This window comes from Sphaerisporangium perillae (assembly GCF_023276435.1).
Taxonomy (GTDB): domain Bacteria; phylum Actinomycetota; class Actinomycetes; order Streptosporangiales; family Streptosporangiaceae; genus Sphaerisporangium; species Sphaerisporangium perillae.
In genome coordinates this window covers 1-17,790 of the sequence record NZ_JALLPO010000001.1, presented here as the reverse complement: position 1 = coordinate 17,790, position 17,790 = coordinate 1, and the positions used below count along the sequence as shown (strand labels likewise).

Annotated in this window: 15 protein-coding genes and 1 pseudogene; 12 read left to right on the top strand and 4 right to left on the bottom strand. The window is 67.8% G+C overall.

Annotated features, from left to right (window positions below):
* The first annotated feature begins 110 nt into the window (after positions 1 to 110).
* The 5 genes from MYF83_RS00075 (at position 111) to MYF83_RS00055 (ending at position 6,815) form a co-directional block, all read left to right on the top strand.
* Complete coding sequence (locus tag MYF83_RS00075; RefSeq protein ID WP_248958029.1) at positions 111 to 776, top strand: B3/B4 domain-containing protein; 666 nt, start codon at positions 111 to 113, stop codon at positions 774 to 776.
* A 365-nt stretch (positions 777 to 1,141) separates the two neighbouring features.
* Positions 1,142 to 4,840, top strand: coding sequence for a multifunctional oxoglutarate decarboxylase/oxoglutarate dehydrogenase thiamine pyrophosphate-binding subunit/dihydrolipoyllysine-residue succinyltransferase subunit (locus MYF83_RS00070; RefSeq protein ID WP_248958028.1), 3,699 nt, complete (start codon positions 1,142 to 1,144; stop codon positions 4,838 to 4,840).
* Positions 4,841 to 4,932: 92 nt separating this feature from the next.
* Positions 4,933 to 5,115: a DUF6104 family protein gene (locus tag MYF83_RS00065; RefSeq protein WP_248958027.1), complete on the top strand. Its 183-nt coding sequence runs from the start codon at positions 4,933 to 4,935 to the stop codon at positions 5,113 to 5,115.
* Between the two features lie 132 nt (positions 5,116 to 5,247).
* Positions 5,248 to 6,042, top strand: coding sequence for a DUF4097 family beta strand repeat-containing protein (locus tag MYF83_RS00060; RefSeq protein ID WP_248958026.1), 795 nt, complete (start codon positions 5,248 to 5,250; stop codon positions 6,040 to 6,042).
* A complete protein-coding gene (locus MYF83_RS00055; protein WP_248958025.1) occupies positions 6,039 to 6,815 on the top strand; it encodes a PadR family transcriptional regulator in 777 nt (258 codons plus the stop codon). Before MYF83_RS00060 ends, MYF83_RS00055 begins: the two co-directional genes overlap by 4 nt.
* A gap of 147 nt (positions 6,816 to 6,962) precedes the next feature.
* On the opposite strand, the gene MYF83_RS00050 is transcribed toward MYF83_RS00055, so the two are convergent.
* Complete coding sequence (locus MYF83_RS00050) at positions 6,963 to 7,937, bottom strand: zinc-binding dehydrogenase (protein WP_248958024.1); 975 nt, start codon at positions 7,935 to 7,937, stop codon at positions 6,963 to 6,965.
* A 622-nt stretch (positions 7,938 to 8,559) separates the two neighbouring features.
* On the opposite strand from MYF83_RS00050, the gene MYF83_RS00045 reads away from it, so the two are divergent.
* Positions 8,560 to 9,540 carry an Ig-like domain-containing protein gene (locus MYF83_RS00045; RefSeq protein WP_248958023.1) on the top strand — a complete coding sequence of 327 codons (981 nt, stop codon included), beginning with the start codon at positions 8,560 to 8,562 and terminating at the stop codon, positions 9,538 to 9,540.
* Positions 9,541 to 9,813: 273 nt separating this feature from the next.
* Positions 9,814 to 10,656, top strand: a complete 843-nt coding sequence (gene ldt-CoaP, locus MYF83_RS00040) for a L,D-transpeptidase (RefSeq protein WP_248958022.1) — start codon at positions 9,814 to 9,816, stop codon at positions 10,654 to 10,656.
* Between the two features lie 12 nt (positions 10,657 to 10,668).
* On the opposite strand, the gene MYF83_RS00035 is transcribed toward ldt-CoaP, so the two are convergent.
* Positions 10,669 to 11,628 carry an AraC family transcriptional regulator gene (locus tag MYF83_RS00035; protein WP_248958021.1) on the bottom strand — a complete coding sequence of 320 codons (960 nt, stop codon included), beginning with the start codon at positions 11,626 to 11,628 and terminating at the stop codon, positions 10,669 to 10,671.
* A 97-nt stretch (positions 11,629 to 11,725) separates the two neighbouring features.
* Here MYF83_RS00035 and MYF83_RS00030 point away from each other — a divergent pair, with 97 nt between their 5' ends.
* Complete coding sequence (locus tag MYF83_RS00030; protein ID WP_248958020.1) at positions 11,726 to 12,136, top strand: DUF2000 domain-containing protein; 411 nt, start codon at positions 11,726 to 11,728, stop codon at positions 12,134 to 12,136.
* 98 nt (positions 12,137 to 12,234) lie between these two features.
* Here MYF83_RS00030 and MYF83_RS44865 read toward each other — a convergent pair.
* A pseudogene (locus MYF83_RS44865) lies at positions 12,235 to 12,390 on the bottom strand (DUF4143 domain-containing protein); the annotation flags it as partial.
* Between the two features lie 86 nt (positions 12,391 to 12,476).
* Between MYF83_RS44865 and MYF83_RS00025 the strand changes: the two are divergent.
* Both MYF83_RS00025 and MYF83_RS00020 read left to right on the top strand, forming a co-directional pair.
* Positions 12,477 to 12,707 carry a ribbon-helix-helix domain-containing protein gene (locus tag MYF83_RS00025; RefSeq protein WP_248958019.1) on the top strand — a complete coding sequence of 77 codons (231 nt, stop codon included), beginning with the start codon at positions 12,477 to 12,479 and terminating at the stop codon, positions 12,705 to 12,707.
* Positions 12,694 to 13,041 carry a type II toxin-antitoxin system PemK/MazF family toxin gene (locus MYF83_RS00020; protein ID WP_248958018.1) on the top strand — a complete coding sequence of 116 codons (348 nt, stop codon included), beginning with the start codon at positions 12,694 to 12,696 and terminating at the stop codon, positions 13,039 to 13,041. Before MYF83_RS00025 ends, MYF83_RS00020 begins: the two co-directional genes overlap by 14 nt.
* A gap of 136 nt (positions 13,042 to 13,177) precedes the next feature.
* Here MYF83_RS00020 and MYF83_RS00015 read toward each other — a convergent pair whose 3' ends face one another.
* Positions 13,178 to 13,870, bottom strand: coding sequence for an SSI family serine proteinase inhibitor (locus MYF83_RS00015; protein ID WP_248958017.1), 693 nt, complete (start codon positions 13,868 to 13,870; stop codon positions 13,178 to 13,180).
* 289 nt (positions 13,871 to 14,159) lie between these two features.
* On the opposite strand from MYF83_RS00015, the gene MYF83_RS00010 reads away from it, so the two are divergent.
* On the top strand, positions 14,160 to 15,656 hold the full coding sequence (locus MYF83_RS00010; RefSeq protein WP_248958016.1) for a trypsin-like serine peptidase: 1,497 nt from the start codon (positions 14,160 to 14,162) through the stop codon (positions 15,654 to 15,656).
* A gap of 350 nt (positions 15,657 to 16,006) precedes the next feature.
* On the top strand, positions 16,007 to 17,047 hold the full coding sequence (locus tag MYF83_RS00005; protein WP_248958015.1) for a trypsin-like serine peptidase: 1,041 nt from the start codon (positions 16,007 to 16,009) through the stop codon (positions 17,045 to 17,047).
* Positions 17,048 to 17,790: the final 743 nt, after the last annotated feature.

Genomic DNA, 17,790 nt, shown 5'->3' with positions numbered 1-17,790 from the left:
GCCGGCATCGACGCCCGGCGCTACCAGGCCCTGGACGCCACCGGTCGCGCCGACCTGAGGCCGTCGCGGGGCCGGCCATGCGCGCCTGGGCCGCGGGCTAAGGTATGCGCATGATCGGTGCCATCTGGGTCGACGAGGCGGTCACCCTCCTGCGTCCGGACTTCCGCGTGCTGGCCATCGGCGCGTACGGCCTCGCCAACGGGCCGTCCGACGAGCGCTCGCGGGCCTGGCTGGCCGAGGCCGCGGCGGAGCCCGCGCCGTCCGACCACGCGAACATCCTCGCCTGGCAGGACGCCTACCGCGCGTTCGGCGCCAAGCCGCAGCGAACCCGCCCGTCGGTCGACGCCCTCGTGCGCCGGATGCCGCCTCCCGAGATCAACCTGGTGGTGGACGCGTACAACGCGGTCAGCATCCGCCACGTGCTGCCGATCGGCGGCGAGGACCTGTCCCACTACGAGGGGACGGCCCGGCTCGTGCGGGCGAGCGGCGAGGAGCCGTTCGACGCCGTCGAGAAGGGCCTGCAGGTCATCGACCACCCCGAGATCGGCGAGGTGGTCTGGCGGGACGACCGTGGCATCACCTGCCGCAGGTGGAACTGGCGCCAGTGCGTGCGCACCCGCATCACCGAGAGCACCGTCGACGCGCTGTTCCTGCTGGAGAGGCTCGCGCCGATGTCGCTGGAGGAGCTGTCGGCGGCGGGAGACGAGCTCGCGGGGCTGCTTCGCGAGATCAGCCCCGGCGTGCGCATCGAGTCGCGGCTCGTGGGCTCCGCCTGACGCGCCCTGGTGCGCGTCGAGTCGCAGTGAGATCCGTCTGACGCGCCCTGGTGCGCGTCGAGTCGCAGTGAGATCCGTCTGACGCGCCCTGGTGCGCCGCGGGCCGAGACTCATGGCCCCGCCTGACCTCGTCCTGTCCCGGGGTGGCACACTCATACCCGGTGACGCGAGAGGAACCGGCCCTTGGGGTAAGCATGCCCTCACCCCCCGGACTGGCTACCCGAGCGTGACCAGTTTGAACGGTCCTGGGATGATCGGGTCCGTGAGCCGACCCCGAGAGCGCACACGCCACTAATTTGGGCGAGTAGCCTTGGACAGGTTCTCTAATCAACAACGCCGATCTGCGGAAGAGGGCGATTTCCGCCGTGTCGTCTGAGTCGTCGCGGACAAACCCATTGACCAACTTTGGCCAAAACGAGTGGCTTGTCGACGAGCTGTACCAGAAGTACCTCCAGGACCCGGAGTCTGTCGACCGTGCCTGGTGGAACTTCTTCGCTGACTACAACCCCGATTCCGGTACGAGCCGCACGGCGGCGCCTGCGGGGTCCAACGGCGCGACGGCCGACGCCGCTCCCCGGACCACCACCGCACCGCCGGCGAAGCCGGTCGCACCGGCGAAGGCCGCTCCCAAGACCCCCACGACGACTCCGGCTCCGAGCTCGCAGGCCGACAAGGCCAAGCCCGCCGCGGCGGCCCCGTCGGCGGCAGAGCAGGTTCGGTTGCGCGGCGCCGCCGCGCGCACCGCGGCCAACATGGACCTCAGCCTGGCGGTCCCCACCGCCACGAGCGTCCGCGTGGTCCCGGCGAAGCTGCTCATCGACAACCGCATCGTCATCAACAACCATCTGTCGCGCGGTCGCGGCGGCAAGGTGTCGTTCACCCACATCATCGGCTACGCGATCGTCAAGGCGCTCGCCGCGATGCCGGACATGAACCACTCCTACACCGAGGTCGACGGCAAGCCGACCCTGGTCAAGCCCGAGCACGTCGGCCTCGGTCTCGCCATCGACGTGCAGAAGAGCGACGGCACCCGCCAGCTCCTCGTGCCGTCGATCAAGGGCGCCGAGTCGATGGACTTCCGCCAGTTCTGGACGGCGTACGAGGAGATCGTCCGCAAGGCACGGGCCGGCAAGCTCGGCGTCGACGACTTCGCGGGCACCACGATCAGCCTGACCAACCCCGGCACCATCGGCACCGTCCATTCGGTCCCCCGCCTGATGCAGGGCCAGGGCACGATCATCGGTGTCGGCGCGATGGAGTACCCCGCCGAATACCAGGGCGCCTCCCCCGAGACGCTCAACCGCCTCGCGGTGAGCAAGGTCATGACGCTGACCAGCACCTATGACCACCGCATCATCCAGGGCGCGCAGTCGGGCGACTTCCTGCGCCGCATCCACCAGCTCCTGCTCGGCCAGGACGGGTTCTACGACGAGATCTTCCAGTCGCTGCGCATCCCGTACGAGCCGATCCGCTGGGTCCAGGACATCTCGGCGACCCACGACGACGACGTGGCCAAGTCGGCCCGCGTCATCGAGCTGATCCACGCCTACCGCGTGCGCGGCCACCTCATGGCCGACACCGACCCGCTCGAGTACAACCAGCGCAAGCACCCCGACCTCGACATCAAGTCGCACGGGCTGACGCTGTGGGATCTCGAGCGCGAGTTCGCCACCGGCGGGTTCGGCGGCAAGCCGCTGATGAAGCTGCGCGACATCCTCGGCGTGCTGCGCGACTCCTACTGCCGCACGGTCGGCATCGAGTACATGCACATCCAGAACCCCGAAGAGCGGGCCTGGATCCAGAACAAGGTCGAGAAGCCCCACCTCCGGCCGAGCCGCGAGGAGCAGCTGCACATCCTCCGCCGGCTCAACACCTCCGAGGCGTTCGAGACGTTCCTGCAGACCAAGTACGTCGGGCAGAAGCGCTTCTCCCTCGAGGGCGGCGAGTCGCTGATCCCGCTGCTCGACTCGGTGATCAGCTCCGCGGCCGAGGAGGCGCTCGACGAGGTCGTGATCGGCATGGCCCACCGCGGCCGGCTGAACGTCCTCGCCAACATCGTCGGCAAGTCCTACGCCCAGGTGTTCGGCGAGTTCGAGGGCAACATGGACCCGCGCAGCGCCCACGGCTCGGGTGACGTGAAGTACCACCTCGGCGCCTCCGGCGACTTCACCACGCCGACCGGCAAGAAGATCGCCGCGTCGGTCGTGGCCAACCCGTCCCACCTCGAGGCCGTCGACCCGGTCCTCGAAGGCGTCGTCCGCGCCAAGCAGGACCTCCTGGAGCGCGGCGAGGAGGGCTTCACCGTCCTCCCGGTGCTCGTGCACGGTGACGCGGCCTTCGCCGGGCAGGGCGTGGTGGCCGAGACGCTCCACCTGTCGCAGCTGCGGGGCTACCGCACCGGCGGCACGGTGCACGTCGTGGTCAACAACCAGGTCGGCTTCACCACCTCTCCCGCCTCGTCGCGGTCGAGCGTGTACGCCACCGACGTCGCCCGCATGATCCAGGCGCCGATCTTCCACGTCAACGGCGACGACCCCGAGGCCGTCGTCCGCGTGGGCCGGCTCGCCTACGAGTACCGCCAGACGTTCCGCAAGGACGTCGTCATCGACCTCGTCTGCTACCGCCGCCGCGGCCACAACGAGACCGACAACCCGAGCTTCACCCAGCCCCTGATGTACGACCTGATCGACGCCAAGCGGTCGATCCGCAAGCTGTACACCGAGGCGCTGATCGGCCGGGGCGACATCACGGTGGAGGAGGCCGAGCAGGCCCTCCGCGACTACCAGGAGCAGCTCGAGCGGGCCTTCACCGAGACCCGCGAGGCCGGCAAGAAGCCCCTGGAGCCGGGCGCGGTCGTCAAGCCCGCCGTCGGCGAGGTGGTGCCGTGGTCGCACGACGACACCTCGACGGGCATCTCCGAGGAGACGATCAAGCGGGTCGTCGAGACGCAGCTCACGATGCCCGAGGGCTTCACGGTCCACCCGCGTCTGGCCCCGGTGCTCCAGCGCCGCGGTCAGATGGTCAGCGAGGACGCCATCGACTGGGCCATGGGCGAGACCCTGGCCTTCGGCTCCCTGCTGATCGACGGCCGTCCCGTCCGCCTCGTCGGGCAGGACTCCCGCCGCGGCACCTTCGGCCAGCGGCACGCCGTGCTGGTCGACCGGGTCACCGGCGAGGACCACACGCCGCTGAAGTCCTTCAACCAGGGCACCACGAAGTTCTACGTCTACGACTCCCTGCTGTCGGAGTTCGCGGCCATGGGCTTCGAGTACGGCTACAGCGTCGTGCGCCCGGACGCCTTGGTGGCCTGGGAGGCGCAGTTCGGCGACTTCGCCAACGGCGCTCAGTCGATCATCGACGAGTTCATCTCCTCGGGTGAGCAGAAGTGGGGCCAGCGCTCCTCGATCGTGCTGCTGCTGCCGCACGGCTACGAGGGCCAGGGTCCCGACCACTCCTCGGCCCGCATCGAGCGGTTCCTGCAGATATGCGCGCAGGACAACATGACGGTGGCGCAGCCGAGCACCCCGGCGAACTACTTCCACCTGCTCCGCTGGCAGGTGCTGTCGAACCGCCACCGGCCGCTGGTCGTCTTCACGCCGAAGTCGCTGCTGCGCCTCAAGGCGGCGGCCTCGGCGTCGGCCGAGTTCACCTCCGGCGCGTTCCGTCCGGTGATCGGCGACTCCACCGTCACTCCGTCGAACGTCCGGCGCGTGGTGCTCTGCTCCGGCAGGGTCTACTACGACCTGGCGGGCGCCCGTGACAAGCAGGAGCGCGGGGATGTGGCGATCGTGCGGCTGGAACGGCTCTACCCGTTCCCGGCCGAGGAGCTGCGCACCGAGCTCTCCCGCTACGGCGCCGACACCGAGCTGGTCTGGGCCCAGGACGAGCCGATCAACATGGGTCCGTGGCCGTACCTCGCCCTGAAGTTCACCGAGGACCCCGGCCTGCTCGACGGCCGGCGGCTCCGCCGGGTGTCGCGTCCGGCCAACTCCTCCCCGGCGACCGGTTCACACGCCTCCCACGATGCCGAGCTCGAGCAGATCGTCACGCAGAGCCTCGGCTAACGGGACGCCGGTCACCGTCAGCATGTGGAAGTCCCCCGCAGATCGTCCTGTGGGGGACTTCCCCATATATCCGCTTATGCCATGGAGATGTGATGTATTTCACCGATAGGGGTATCGAAGAGCTGGTCGAGCGGCGCGGCGAGGAGGAGGTCGGCATCACGTGGCTCGCCGAGCGGCTACGCGAGTTCGTCGACCTGAACCCCGAGTTCGAGATCCCCGTCGAACGGCTCGCCACCTGGCTCGCCCGCCTCGACGACGAGGACGAGGACGACTGACCACCCGCACACCTGCCGGTCCGCGTCTCCCCGGGCCTCCCACGGCGCAACGCGATACATCTTGACTTTTGGCCGACGCGATATATCGTGTCTTATACAGATGACCGTGCAGAGCCGTCGAAGGGCGAGACCATGCCCAAATGGACCATCGAGAAGCCTGAGACACTGATCTTCGAGGCGGTGAGCGAGTTGAACGTCCGCATCGTCGCCGGCCGCCTGGCCGTGCTGGCGAGCGACGGCCCGCCCAGCCTCGAGGTGAGCGACATCGGGACACCTCCGCTCATGGTGGAGCATGACGAGAACGGCCGCCTGACGGTGGCGTACAAGGACCTGACCTGGGACGGCATCCTCGGCTGGCTGCGGCCGGGCCGGCGCGACACCACGCTGACCCTCACCGTCCCCAAGGACTGCCCGGTCCAGGCGGGCGTCATCTCCGCCTCCGCGGTGGTCGCCGGCTTCGAGCGGCGCACGAACGTCAAGAGCGTGTCCGGTGAGATCGTGCTCGACGGGGTCAGCGGCGAGATCGAGGCCGAGACGGTGTCCGGCGCGGTCGAGAGCCGCGGCCTGGCGGGCGACCTGACGTTCACCAGCGTGGCGGGCGAGCTGACGGTCGCCGGCGGGACACCGCGCCGCCTGCGCGCCAACACGGTGTCCGGCCGCATCACGGCCGACCTGGAGCTGCCGCCGACCGGCCACGTCACCCTGCACAGCATTTCCGGATCCATCGTCATACGGCTGCCACAGTCGGTCGACACCGACGTCTCCCTGCGCTCGACATCGGGCAGGCTGCACACCGCGTTCTCCGGCCTCGGCAACTCCAGCCGCCCGGGCGCGAAATCGGTGTCCGGCCGGCTCGGCGGGGGGATGGCCTCCCTGTCGGCCACCACTGTGTCGGCCGATGTGACGCTTCTGAGGAGAGACCAGTGAGCCCCGTCTTCGCCCATGGACGCCTCCGGCTGTACCTGCTCAAGCTGCTGGAGGAGAGCCCGAGACACGGTTACGAGGTGATCCGCCTCCTGCAGGACCGCTTCCTCGGCGTCTACTCGCCCTCTCCCGGCACGATCTACCCCCGGCTGGCCCGCCTGGAGGAGGAGGGCCTGGTCACCCACGAGGTCGTGGACGGCAAGAAGGTCTTCACCATCACCGACAAGGGCCGCGCCGAGCTTTCGGCCCGCATGGACGAACTGGCCGAGCTGGAGCAGGAGATCTCCCAGTCGGTCCGCGACATCGCCCGCGAGGTCAAGGAGGACGTCCGCGACACCGTGCGGTCCCTGCGCGACGAGCTGACCCAGATGGCCCGCGAGGTGCGCCAGGGCGGCCGCGAGGAGCATCACCAGGCCAGGGACGACGTCCGTGCCGCGAAGGACGACATCCGCGCCGCAAAGGAGGACTACCGCCAGGCCTGGCGCGAGCAGAAGCAGACCTGGAAGGAGCAGAAGCTGGAGTTCGAGCGCCAGAAGCGGGTGTGGAAGGAGGAGTCCCAGCGCTGGAAGCAGGACTGGCTGCGCGGCGTCTGGGGAGGCACCTGGCAGGGCCACGGTTCCCAGGACCGCGACGCCCAGCTCGGGCAGATGCTGGCGGAGTTCGTCGAGGAGATCCGCGGCGCGGCGGCGGCCTCATCGGTGAGCGAAGAGGCCCTGGCCACGGCCCAGGACGCTCTGTACGAAGCCGCCACCCGGATCCGCTCCGCACTCCGATGATGATCCTGTACGGCTTCCGCCCCCCGCTGCTCCGACTGGGTCCGCAGCCGCGCGCACCATGGGACGAGGAGCCGGAAGCCGTCCAGCCGGTGGCGGAGGCCCCGTCCCCCGCCACCCCCCGTTCAGAGGACCCAGCCCGAAGGCCGGTCAGCCGCCCGCGGGCAGCGTGAAGACGATCTTCCCGAAGACCTCGCCCTGCTCGAGTGCGGCGAACCCCGCCTCGGCCTGTCCCAGCGGCAGCACCCGGTCCACCGTCGGGCGTACGCCGGTCTGCTCCAGGAACGTGGCGAGCCGCCCGAGCTGGTCGCGCGTCCCCATCGTGGAGCCGACCACCGAGAGCTGGAGGAAGAACACCCGGTTGAGGTCGGCCGGGGGGACCGCGCCGCTCGTCGCGCCGGAGACCACGACGCGTCCGCCCGGGCGCAGCGATTTCAGGGAGTGGTCCCAGGTGGCCTGCCCCACGGTCTCCATCACGGCGTCCACCCGCTCGGGAAGGCGGGCTCCGGGCGTGAACACCTGGTCCGCGCCGAGCTCCAGCGCCCTGGCCCGCTTCTCCTCCGAACGGCTCGTCGCCCATACACGGTAGCCGCCGGCGCGGCCGAGGGCGATGAGGGCGGTGGCCACCCCGCCACCCGCTCCCTGCACCAGCACGGTGGATCCCGGCTGCAGCCCCGCCTTGTCGAACAGCATCCGGTAGGCGGTCAGCCACGCCGTCGGCAGGCACGCGGCCTCTTCGAACGACAGCGCGGCGGGCTTGGGCACCAGGTTCCCGCGCGGCACCGCGACCCGCTCGGCGAACGTGCCGTCGTGCACCTCCGACAGCAACGAGCGCTTGGGGTCCAGGGTCTCGTCCCCGTTGACCGGAGTGCCGATCACCGAGTGGACGATGACCTCGTTCCCGTCCTCGTCCACGCCGGCGGCGTCGCACCCGAGGACGATCGGGAGCCGGTCCTGGCGGATGCCGACGCCCTTGAGGGTCCACAGATCATGGTGGTTCAGCGCGGTGGCCCTGACGGTCACCGTCGTCCACCCCTCGGGCAGCTTCGGCTCGGGGTGCTCGCCGAGCGTGAGCCCGGCGAGAGGGTTGTCGGGGTCGGTACGTGTGCACGTTACGGCGAACATGGCCGAACCCTATCCCCGCGCCGCGGCCCGCTCTCTTGAGGCCGCCCCTTAGGCGGGCGGTCGCCCTGGCCGGTCCCGCGGAAGGAACCGCCGCGACCCGCCGCGAATTCCCGGATAGCAGTCCTCGGCCTCATCGCATTCACTTCAGCGCGATCGCCATGCCTGCGGCGGTTATCGGAATAACACCGCGATCCCCACCAAATCGCCGCACGGCGCCCGGCCGGACACGCGGGCACCACGAGAAATTCGAGCGGACTCGCTGATTCGCTGAACCAGGTCGCCCGATTTTTACTCAACGACGCTTTCCCCGACGCCGTAGGGGTTCCGACGTGCGGGGAGTGCGAGATGCCGCCCGATTTATCAGGAAAAATGGCAGAGTAGTGGCCTTCTATTTTTTACCATTACCTCGCTGCTAGCGCGAATCTCCCGCATGTCGGACAACGGTATTGAGGTCGACCATGAGTAGGGTCGGACATGCAGGCGCGCCAGCATCGAGGTGCTCCTTTACTTTGAACTGCAAAAAGAAAAGGACCGCTTTATGATAGACGTCGGTCACCCACGCTCTCTACAACGTAATGTCGGTCGTTCATGGCTGACGGCAGCTCTCACGGGCGCTCTCGCGATGGGCGCACTCGCCGCGGCACCTGGCAGTGCGAGCGCGATCGCGGCCCCGCAGGACCTCGGCACGAAGGCGGCATCCCTGCTTCCGGCCGCGCCCGTGAAGCACGGGTTCGCCGTCACCGCACGGGTAGCCATCACGACGACCACGACACTGACCGTGTCGCAGAATCCGGCCCGCAGGGGCAACCCGGTCACCCTCACCGCCACGGTGGCGGGGACCGGCACCAACATCCTTCCCACGGGCAACGTCGTCTTCCGTGACGGCACCCGGGACCTGGGCACCGTCCCGCTCGAAGGGGCCGGCCGGGCCACCCTCACCGTCCTGCTGGACGAGGGCACGCACAACATCACCGCCACCTACGTGGGCAACACCTCCTTCGCCACCAGCACCTCCTCGACGGCCGTAAGGGTCGATGGAGACGACATGAAGAAGGAGGAGGACAAGAAGAAGGAAGAGTGGTGGCACAAGAAGAAGGAAGACGACTGGAAGAAGCATCAAGAAGAGGAGAAGAAGAAGGCAGAGCCCAAGAAGGCGAAGGAGGTGAAGAAGCAGGACGATGTCCAGGATGACGAGAATGACGATGACGGCGACGACGAGAAGTTCACCGACCACAACCGTGACGATGAGGACCTCGGTCACCGCTGCCGTCGATTCAAGCACAACTTCGAGGACGACCAGGACTCCTCGTCCGGCGACAACATGAACCGCCAGGACAGGGACGACCTGCGCCGCCGTTGCGAGAAGTGGTGGCACCACCACAACAGGGACTTCACGACCCTGATCGACAGGGGCATCCGCCGTCACGTCGAGGGCTTCTACGACGCGGGCGGCGGCCACCACTCCAACTCCTCCCACTGGGACGCCCGTCGCAACCGGTGGGTCCCGGAGCACGAGCACCACTACGAGAAGCCGCACCAGGTCAAGAAGCACTACCACAAGCCTGTGCACAGGCCGGTCCAGCATTTCGCCGTGACGGGTTGATCCACCGTCCCGGGAACTCAAGAGGGCCCGCCCGGTCCATCCGGTCGGGCCCTCCACCGTCCCGGGAACTCAGAGGGCCCGCCCGGTCCATCCGGTCGGGCCCTCGGGCCTCCACCCCTCCGGTCCTGCCCTACCCCGACGGCCGAGCCGTCGGCACCTAGCGCGAGCACTACCCCCACACCTCCCAGCCGGGCCGACGGGCCCCAACCCCCCGCCCCGGTCCCTTCGTTCCACCGATCACGAAGAGCAGTAGCCAGTACTCCAGGGGGTCCCATGTACGTTCGCCGTCGATCCACTCGTACCACTGTCATCATCGCCGCGGTGGCGGCCACGGTCCTGGTCGGCTTGGCGACACTCGTCCTCTTCACCAACTGGAAGTTCGACCGCGAGCTCGCCACGCCGCCGGCCCCGTCGGCCAAGCCAGTCGCCCCGGTGCAGCTGACCGCGAAGCAGCTCGCCGCCCTCCCCCGCTCGACGACGTGGACCACCATCCGCAAGGCGCAACGCGATCCCCAGCCCTTTGCCGCCAACGACGGGCTCGTAGTGCACCCGCAGGCCGCCAAGGTCGTGTACGCCGACCCCGGCGGCGCGCCGATCGCGGTGGTCCCGGCCACCCAGCTCGACGCCCCCACCTGGCTGCCCGTGGTCGAGGCCCGCCCGGACTGGATGCGGGTCCTCCTGCCCAGCAGGCCCAACGGGTCGACCGGCTGGATCCACACCGGCGACGGCAAGACCAAGCAGACCCGCAGCCCCTACCAGGTGCGCATCGACCTCTCATCCCGGCGGCTCACCGTGCTCAAGGACGGGCAGGAGACGGGATCGTGGCCGGTGGGCATCGGCACCAAGGAGACGCCCACCCCGGTCGGCCGCACCTTCCTGCTCGCCTCCCTCTCACCGTCCGGCGTCGACTACAGCCCGGTGATCCTGCCGCTCGGCGCGCACTCGGAGAAGCTGCAGACCTTCGAAGGCGGCCCGGGCACCATCGGCCTGCACGGCTGGCCCGACAAGAGCATCTTCGGCCAGGCCGTCTCCCACGGCTGCGTCCGCCTCCCCAAAGACGGCCTGGACGCCGTCTCCCACCTCCCCCTCGGCACCCTCATCATCATCAGCGAGTGACGGGCGCGAATGTCAGCGCGCCGCCACGGCTCGGCGGTACGCGCCTGGGGTGACCCCGAAGTAGCGGGTGAACCATCGGGTGAGATGGCTTTGATCGGTGAACCCGGTCATGGCCGCGACATCCGCCAATGAGTGACCTTCGATGAGGAGCCGGCGCGCGGTGCGGAGCCTCAGCTGCCGCTGGTAGTCGCTGGGCGCCATGCCGTACACCTCCCGGAACGACCGGTACACGGTGAAGCGGCTACGTCCGGCGGCGGTGGCCAGCTCACCCGCCGAGATGCTTCCGTCGTCCGCGTCGTGCAGCAATTCCCGCACGACCTGCGCCGTTCTCACGTGTCCCGCCGCACGGCCGGCACCGGCCGGCCGGTGGTTCGTCCCCACAGGACCCGATCCGCGACCGGCGCCAGATCCGCGGCCGGCTCCGGGAGATCCCCACTCGCGCCCCACATCCAGGATGCCGCCCGCGCCCATCCACGGCACCGGCTCACCCTCCGGCAGGCGTATGCTCGCGCGCCGTGCCATGGCCACCACCACACCGTCGAGCAGCTCGTCCCGGCGCAGCGCCGTAGCCCCACCGAGCAGAGCGCCGTGCAACCGCCGCACCCCGCCGGCCAGCCCGGGATCCTTCAGAACGGGGTCGGTGAACAGCGGCAACCCGGCCCGCCGCCCGGCCGCCTCCCCCAGCACCTCCGCCACCAGCGCGGGCCCGATATGCACCATGCGGTACGTGAAGCCGGACTCGTCGGTCGCGTGCCCGTCATGCGGATCCTCGGGGTTGAAGACCATCACCATGCCGGCCGCGCTCGTATGGGCCTCCCCTCGGCAGGTGAAGCTCTGCGCGCCCTCCTCGGTGACGCCGAAGGAGTACGTCTCGTGGCTGTGCCGGTGGTAGACGTGCCGCTCGAAGTGCGCGTACATCGCCTCCAACGGCCGGTCCTCCGCCCGCCAATAACGCGACCAGTCCCCTGCCATCCCCCCATTCTCCTCCTCCCCGCCCGCGAACCCAGAGTTCCAAGAGCCCGCACCGCCGTACAAGACCCGGCGGCCCGTACCGCGCCAAGCTGCCATCATGCGTTTCGACACGAAGATCGGCATCGTCGTCCGGGAGGACCTGGCCGTCTGGCAGAAGCTCAACGTGACCGCGTTCCTGGCGAGCGCCGTCGCCGGTGGAGCCGAGGACGTCATCGGCGAGCCGTACGCGGACGGTTCCGGCAACGCCTACCTCGCGATGTTCCGCCAGCCAGTGCTCATCTACGCGGCCGACGCCGAAGGGCTCACCCGCGTCCACACCCGCGCCCTCACCCGGGGCATCCCCACAGCGGTCTACATAGAAGAAATGTTCAAGACCGGCAACGACGACGACAACCGCGCCGCCGTGACAGCAGTCCCCGCCGACGACCTCCCCCTGGTCGGCCTGGCCGTCTACGGCCCCCGCAACCTCATCGACAAAACCCTCAAAGGCCTACCGCTCCACCCCTGACCTCGAGATGACCGCCGGTTCCCGCCTACTCCAGGCCCTGGAACGACGGAGGCGAAAGACACCCACCGCCCCCGAGACGCAATGACACGTCGTACCCGTCACCCGCCCTCACCAGGCAGATAGGCCCGGAGATCCCCAAGGCGCCCACGAAGCCACAACATGTGCTTGAGATCAGCTCGCGAGACCGAGGACGCGGCTTTGATCTCGACAGCCGCGACGCGTCCGTCAGCGGACTCCACCAAGAAGTCGATCTCGTGCCCATCCCCCGGCGAGCAGGAACTAACCGACGAGTAGTCACTCTCAACCCGACATCAGGTAGTACCGCTGGTAGCATCGAAGTATGAAAGTGAGTGTGAGCCTGCCTGAAGAGGACGTCGTCTTCCTGGACGAAGCCGTCCAGCGCGGCGATGCCCCGTCGCGGTCCGCGGCCCTGCACAACGCGATCAACCTGCTCCGTACGGTCAGCCTCGAAGACACCTACGCCGCCGCCTTCGCCGAGTGGGGGACAAGCGAAGACGCCGAGTCGTGGGAATCGATTTCCGGTGACGGCCTGACCGATGCGGCGCGGTGATCTCTACTGGGTCGATTTCGACCCGGTGAAAGGCTCCGAGGCCAACAAGACCCGTCCCGCCGTTCTGGTGAGCAACGACGCCGCCAACCGTGCCGCTACCCGTAACGGACGCGGCGTGGTGACCGTGGTCCCCATCACCTCCAACGTCGACCGCATTTACTCATTCCAAGTGTTGCTCCGTGCCGACGAATGCGGACTTCCCACCGACTCCAAGGCCCAGGCCGAACAACTCCGAGCAGTCGCCGTACACCGACTCGGCGCCCGCATCGGCAGCCTCTCCCCCTCTACCCTCGCCAAACTAGACGCCGCCCTCCGCATCCACTTCGGCCTCTAATGACATCGGACCCGGCATCCGGACATCACCCAAAAGCACCTCCGGCACGCCCCTGGCCACACGTCTGGAACCTCGGGAATGCTGCTTCGGGTCATGCAGTGCTTCCCCAGCCACCGGTCCAAGACGCTTACCGGCGTTAGAAGCCGAAGACGGCTCCGGTGGTGGCGCGGAGTTCGCAGCGGTTGCCGAAGGTTCGCTCGTAGGACAGGCGGCCGCTGTCCCACAGCCCGGCGCCGTAGACGGTTACCGGGTCGTACTCCTTGGTGCACCTGGCGTCGGGGGACACGTTCAGGTCGTTGAGGTTCGCCGAGACGCGTTCCAGTTGCTTGCAGGCATCCGCCGCCTTCGAATGCGTGCCTCCGGGCGGGGAGCACTGCAGGAGAGCGACCCGATCTGTGGGCGTGGGCGATTCGCCGTGCGCGATCGTGAGCAGGAGGACGCGGCTCACCCCCTTGACCGAGGTCCAGGAGTCACCACTCTTGGCGGAGCGCTTGGAGCCGGCCTCCTTGGCAGAGCTCTCGGAGCCGGCCTCCTTCGCGGAGGTCCCGGAGTTCCCCTCCTTGGTGGAGACCCAAGGGCCGGCTTCCCTGGTCGGGTTCCAGGGGCCGGTTTCCCTGGTCGGGTTCCAGGGGCCGGTTCCCCTGATCGGGTGCCAGCGGTCTGTGCCCAAGATCGGGAACCAGGGGACGCCCGGGGCTCCGGGGAGGGGGCGGGGGATGGCGGGCGCACCTCCGTCGGCGTCGGCCCTGGCCGCGGGCGTGGGTGGCATGGCAGCGGCCGTGCCGAGGAGCAGGGCAGCGCAGGTCAGGCCCTTGATGAGACGTCGCATGTGAATCCCCCGATTTCGCATGGCGTGGGCGGTCGTCGTCCTCCCGCTCTTTGGTCGTCGATCACGCGCCGGGCTCTGGATCGCGGGCCCGGCGGACCCATGATCGAGAGCGAGATTCGACGCATCAGGTATCTCTCCGGTTCCACCGGTTTCATAACAAGCCGGTAACAGAGATGTCGTTTTGTCCCGTTTGGGGGTCAATGGCCAAGATCGCCGGAGTACGGTCTCCGTTGTCTCTTTACGTACGCATGGGTCCTTCCCGGGCATCCCATGACATAGAAGGAGCTCAATGAACACCCGAGCAAAGCGCCTGATCCTCCCTCTCGGTGGTGCCCTCATCGCCACCGGCATGATCGGTGCGACCCTCACCACCACCGCCAGCGCGCAGGCGAAGCCGGCTCCTGTGAAGTCGGGCACGCTGACCTCCGGGACCAACGCGAAGGCCATCGCGGGGTCCTGGACACCCGGCAAGCTCAAGTCGGCGAAGCACTACGCCGAGGACTCCTCGGTCTCCGCGAAACTGAGGACGAGCACCAGCAAGGCCTCAGCCGACGGGAAGGCCGGTTCGATCGCCCCGACCGGCGCTGGAAGCCAGTCCGCCGGCAAGTCGAAGAACGTCAATCTCCCCACCAATGTGGGCAAGGTGTTCTTCCAGGTCGATGGCAAGCCGTACTGGTGTTCCGGCACCTCGGTGCAGTCGAAGTACCGCAACCTGGTTGCCACCGCCGGCCACTGCGTCTACGACACCGACAAAAACAAGTATGTCGACGACTTCGTCTTCATCCCTGGGTATTACCAGGGCAAAGCACCGTGGGGGGTCTACGTCGGCTCGAAGGTCAACCTCCACGATGACTTCACGGTCTACGAGGACTACGACTACGACTACGCCTTCGTCAACGTGTATGACGGTGTCAAGCAGACCGGCGAGAAGGAGGTCGACAAGAAGACCTTCGACGCGTCCAAGGCACAGAAGTACGCCGTCGACACGAAGGTCTCCAAAGCGGACTACCTCGACTGGCTAGGCCACGGCGGTGTCGGTTACACCAAGGAGGCGGTGGCTCAAGAGATCGTCGGTCCTGACTACAAGGGAGCCGTCTTCGCTCCTAAGGAAGTCACCAAGGACGAGTACGACCAGGCCGAAGGCCAGGACGTCAAAAAGTCTGGCGCCAAGGCGTACACCACCACCGAGAACGTCACAGAGTCGCAGGCGAACGATCCCAAGTACGTCGGCAAGGGAACTTCCTACAGGGACTCCGCAGGGAACTTCCTCATCACACGCTTCTTCGTGAAGCAGTGGGTCAAGCCGGGCAGCGACGCCGAGTACTACATCACGAAGTTCTACGTGAAGACCTTCACCAGCCTTGGCCGTCTTGGCGATAACGTCGGTGGCCAGGGCTTCACCTGGAACCGGAGCACGAAGGCGAAGCAGTTCAGCTTCGGCTACCCCACCGCCTCGCACCTCGACGGCAACAAGGCCTACACCGGCGAGACCATGAAGTGGTGCTACGGCCAGACGGCCGCCGCCCCCGTCGTGGCCAAGTACAAGGCCGAGGAGCAGCTCGCCATCAAGTGCGCCTTCACCCCGGGCGCGACCGGCGGTCCGTTCCTGATCGAGTACAAGAGCGCGAAGCGCACCGGTTACCTCAACGGTGTCGTGAGCCTCACCCTCGACACCGACGGCAACGGCCGCTACGACCACATCACGACGCCGTACTTCAACAGCGACACCTACGGCATCTACAAGTACGCCGCCAACCTGTGGACCGGGAAGCTTACGACCAGCTGACGGCCGGCAGGGCAACGTAGGGGGCCGGGCCGTATATCCGGCCCCCTACGGGCGCACTCTGTCCACTCCCCCGACCGACCACCCCCATAACGAAGTGACTCCAGGTCAGCCAAGTACAGTGCCGTCAGCCTGTTGATCTGGAAAAATCGCCCTTCACTGTTGTCCGTTCACTTCTCATCACTGGAAGGTACGAAATGCCACCCCGAGCGAAGCGGTTCGCGCTCACATTCTGCGGCGCCCTAGCGACCGCGAGTGTGGTCCTCTCCGCGGGCCCGGGGTCCGTCGGAGCGCATGCGGAAACCCGCACCGCGCCTGCGGGCATCACGTCCGTTCCCCTGGCGCAGAGCGACGTGGACATGCAGAAGGTCGTCGACTGGTGGACGCCCGAGCGGCTGAAGCACGCCAGCAGCTACGCGCCGCAGACCGCCGCCGCGGGCGCCGACGGGACTTCCAGCGCCAGCTCCAGCAGCACCGCCGCCGCCGTAGCACCCGCCGCGACCAAGGCCGGCAGCACGACCAAGAGCCCGAACAGCAAGACGACCGCCCTCACGGGTGTGATCCCGCCGAAGACGGCCCCGAAGACGGTGAATTCCAAGAACGTGAACCTGCCGTTGACGGTGGGCAAGGTGTTCTTCCGCAACGGCGAGTCCGAGTACTGGTGCTCCGCCTCGTCCGTGCACTCGAAGTACGGCAACGTCGTCGCCACCGCCGGGCACTGCGCGTACGACGTCAGGAACGGCAAGCCCGTCCAGTACTGGATCTTCATCCCTTCCTATGCCAGCGACGGCGCGACACCGTACGGCATCTACGTCGGGGACACGCTGAACCTCCACGAGACCTACGCCGCGACCGGCGACTTCGACTACGACTACGCCTTCGTCACCGTCCATCGGGGCTACCGCTGGGAAGCCGACAAGGACGCGAACGGCACCCCCAAGAAGGACGCCAAGGGCGAGCCGGTCTACAAGACCGTCGACACCGGGCGGCTGGAGAGCCAGGTCGGCGGCCAGGGCTTCGCCTGGAACAGGGGCTACACCGTCGCCGCGTACGCCTTCGGCTACCCGGCCGGCCCGCACCCCGACGGCACCCGTCCGTACACCGGCCGGACGATGGAGTCGTGCCTGAACCGCGCCACCAAGAAGATCTCCACGCCGAAGTGGGAGCTGGACGGCGGCGTGCTCTTCAGGGGATGCGCGTTCACGGCCGGAGCCAGCGGCGGTCCTTGGGTGATCAAGTACAGCCAGTCGCGCCGCATCGGTTACCTCAACGGCGTGAACAGCATTACCTGGGACCTGGACGGCGACGGCCGCTACGACGGTGTGTCGTCTCCGTATTTCAACACGGCGACCTATCTCGTGTACTCCTACGCGGCCCGGCAGAAGACCGGTTGAGCCGGCGCTAGAACCTGTATGTCCGAGAGGGGCCCGGCGCGATGCCGGGCCCCTCTGGCATTGCACCGAACCTCCTGGCGCTGCGACACCGGGGCCCCTCGTAAGTACGCGGACACGGTCTGGCGACAACCTTCGCGATTTGGCCCGTTCCCGCCGGAAGGCTTCCCGAAGTTGCCCCGTTCCAGGCTTCGCCCCCTCGTCCGCGTGTCCGATTTGCCGGATTAACGGTAGCTGCGAGGCCGTTAGACGTAGCCATGCGCCCGTTTGGCTCCCTGCAATCAGTGTGATCTGCGTCACACAGGCTGCCCTCGAGTCGCCGATCGGTTGACGCTCGTCACACCTGTACCACTGGCCTCACCTGTGCCGTGAGCTGCGCAGATGATGGCGATTTGCGCCATCTTGACGGCAGATGTGCGCCGACAGGGCGGTCACAGAATGATCACGCGGGGACGGATCCCCAAAAATGCCCGCGTTCTTGGTTACCGCGAACAAGATCTCCTCTGTATGTTCATGGCATTCCCTTTACTGACGCATGGGGCGCAAGATGCGTTCCACGCCAGCCCAAGGAGTTTCCTTGAACACCCGAGTCAAGCGTCTCGTTCTCCCGCTCGGTGGGGCCATCGCCGCCACCAGCATGATCGGTGCCACCCTGGTCACCTCGGCCAACGCCGCGACCGCCCCGGTCAAGAAGACCGTGTCGCTGGCCTCCTCCTCCGAGGCCAACAAGATCACCGACTTCTGGA

Coding starts and splice junctions, on each gene's coding strand:
- MYF83_RS00015 (WP_248958017.1), bottom strand. CDS start 13,870: ATGCGACGTCTCATCAAGGGCCTGACCTGCGCTGCCCTGCTCCTCGGC.
- MYF83_RS00075 (WP_248958029.1), top strand. CDS start 111: ATGATCGGTGCCATCTGGGTCGACGAGGCGGTCACCCTCCTGCGTCCG.
- MYF83_RS00025 (WP_248958019.1), top strand. CDS start 12,477: ATGAAAGTGAGTGTGAGCCTGCCTGAAGAGGACGTCGTCTTCCTGGAC.
- MYF83_RS00030 (WP_248958020.1), top strand. CDS start 11,726: ATGCGTTTCGACACGAAGATCGGCATCGTCGTCCGGGAGGACCTGGCC.
- MYF83_RS00035 (WP_248958021.1), bottom strand. CDS start 11,628: ATGGCAGGGGACTGGTCGCGTTATTGGCGGGCGGAGGACCGGCCGTTG.
- MYF83_RS00060 (WP_248958026.1), top strand. CDS start 5,248: ATGCCCAAATGGACCATCGAGAAGCCTGAGACACTGATCTTCGAGGCG.
- MYF83_RS00050 (WP_248958024.1), bottom strand. CDS start 7,937: ATGTTCGCCGTAACGTGCACACGTACCGACCCCGACAACCCTCTCGCC.
- MYF83_RS00010 (WP_248958016.1), top strand. CDS start 14,160: ATGAACACCCGAGCAAAGCGCCTGATCCTCCCTCTCGGTGGTGCCCTC.
- MYF83_RS00065 (WP_248958027.1), top strand. CDS start 4,933: ATGTATTTCACCGATAGGGGTATCGAAGAGCTGGTCGAGCGGCGCGGC.
- MYF83_RS00020 (WP_248958018.1), top strand. CDS start 12,694: ATGCGGCGCGGTGATCTCTACTGGGTCGATTTCGACCCGGTGAAAGGC.
- ldt-CoaP (WP_248958022.1), top strand. CDS start 9,814: ATGTACGTTCGCCGTCGATCCACTCGTACCACTGTCATCATCGCCGCG.
- MYF83_RS00045 (WP_248958023.1), top strand. CDS start 8,560: ATGGGCGCACTCGCCGCGGCACCTGGCAGTGCGAGCGCGATCGCGGCC.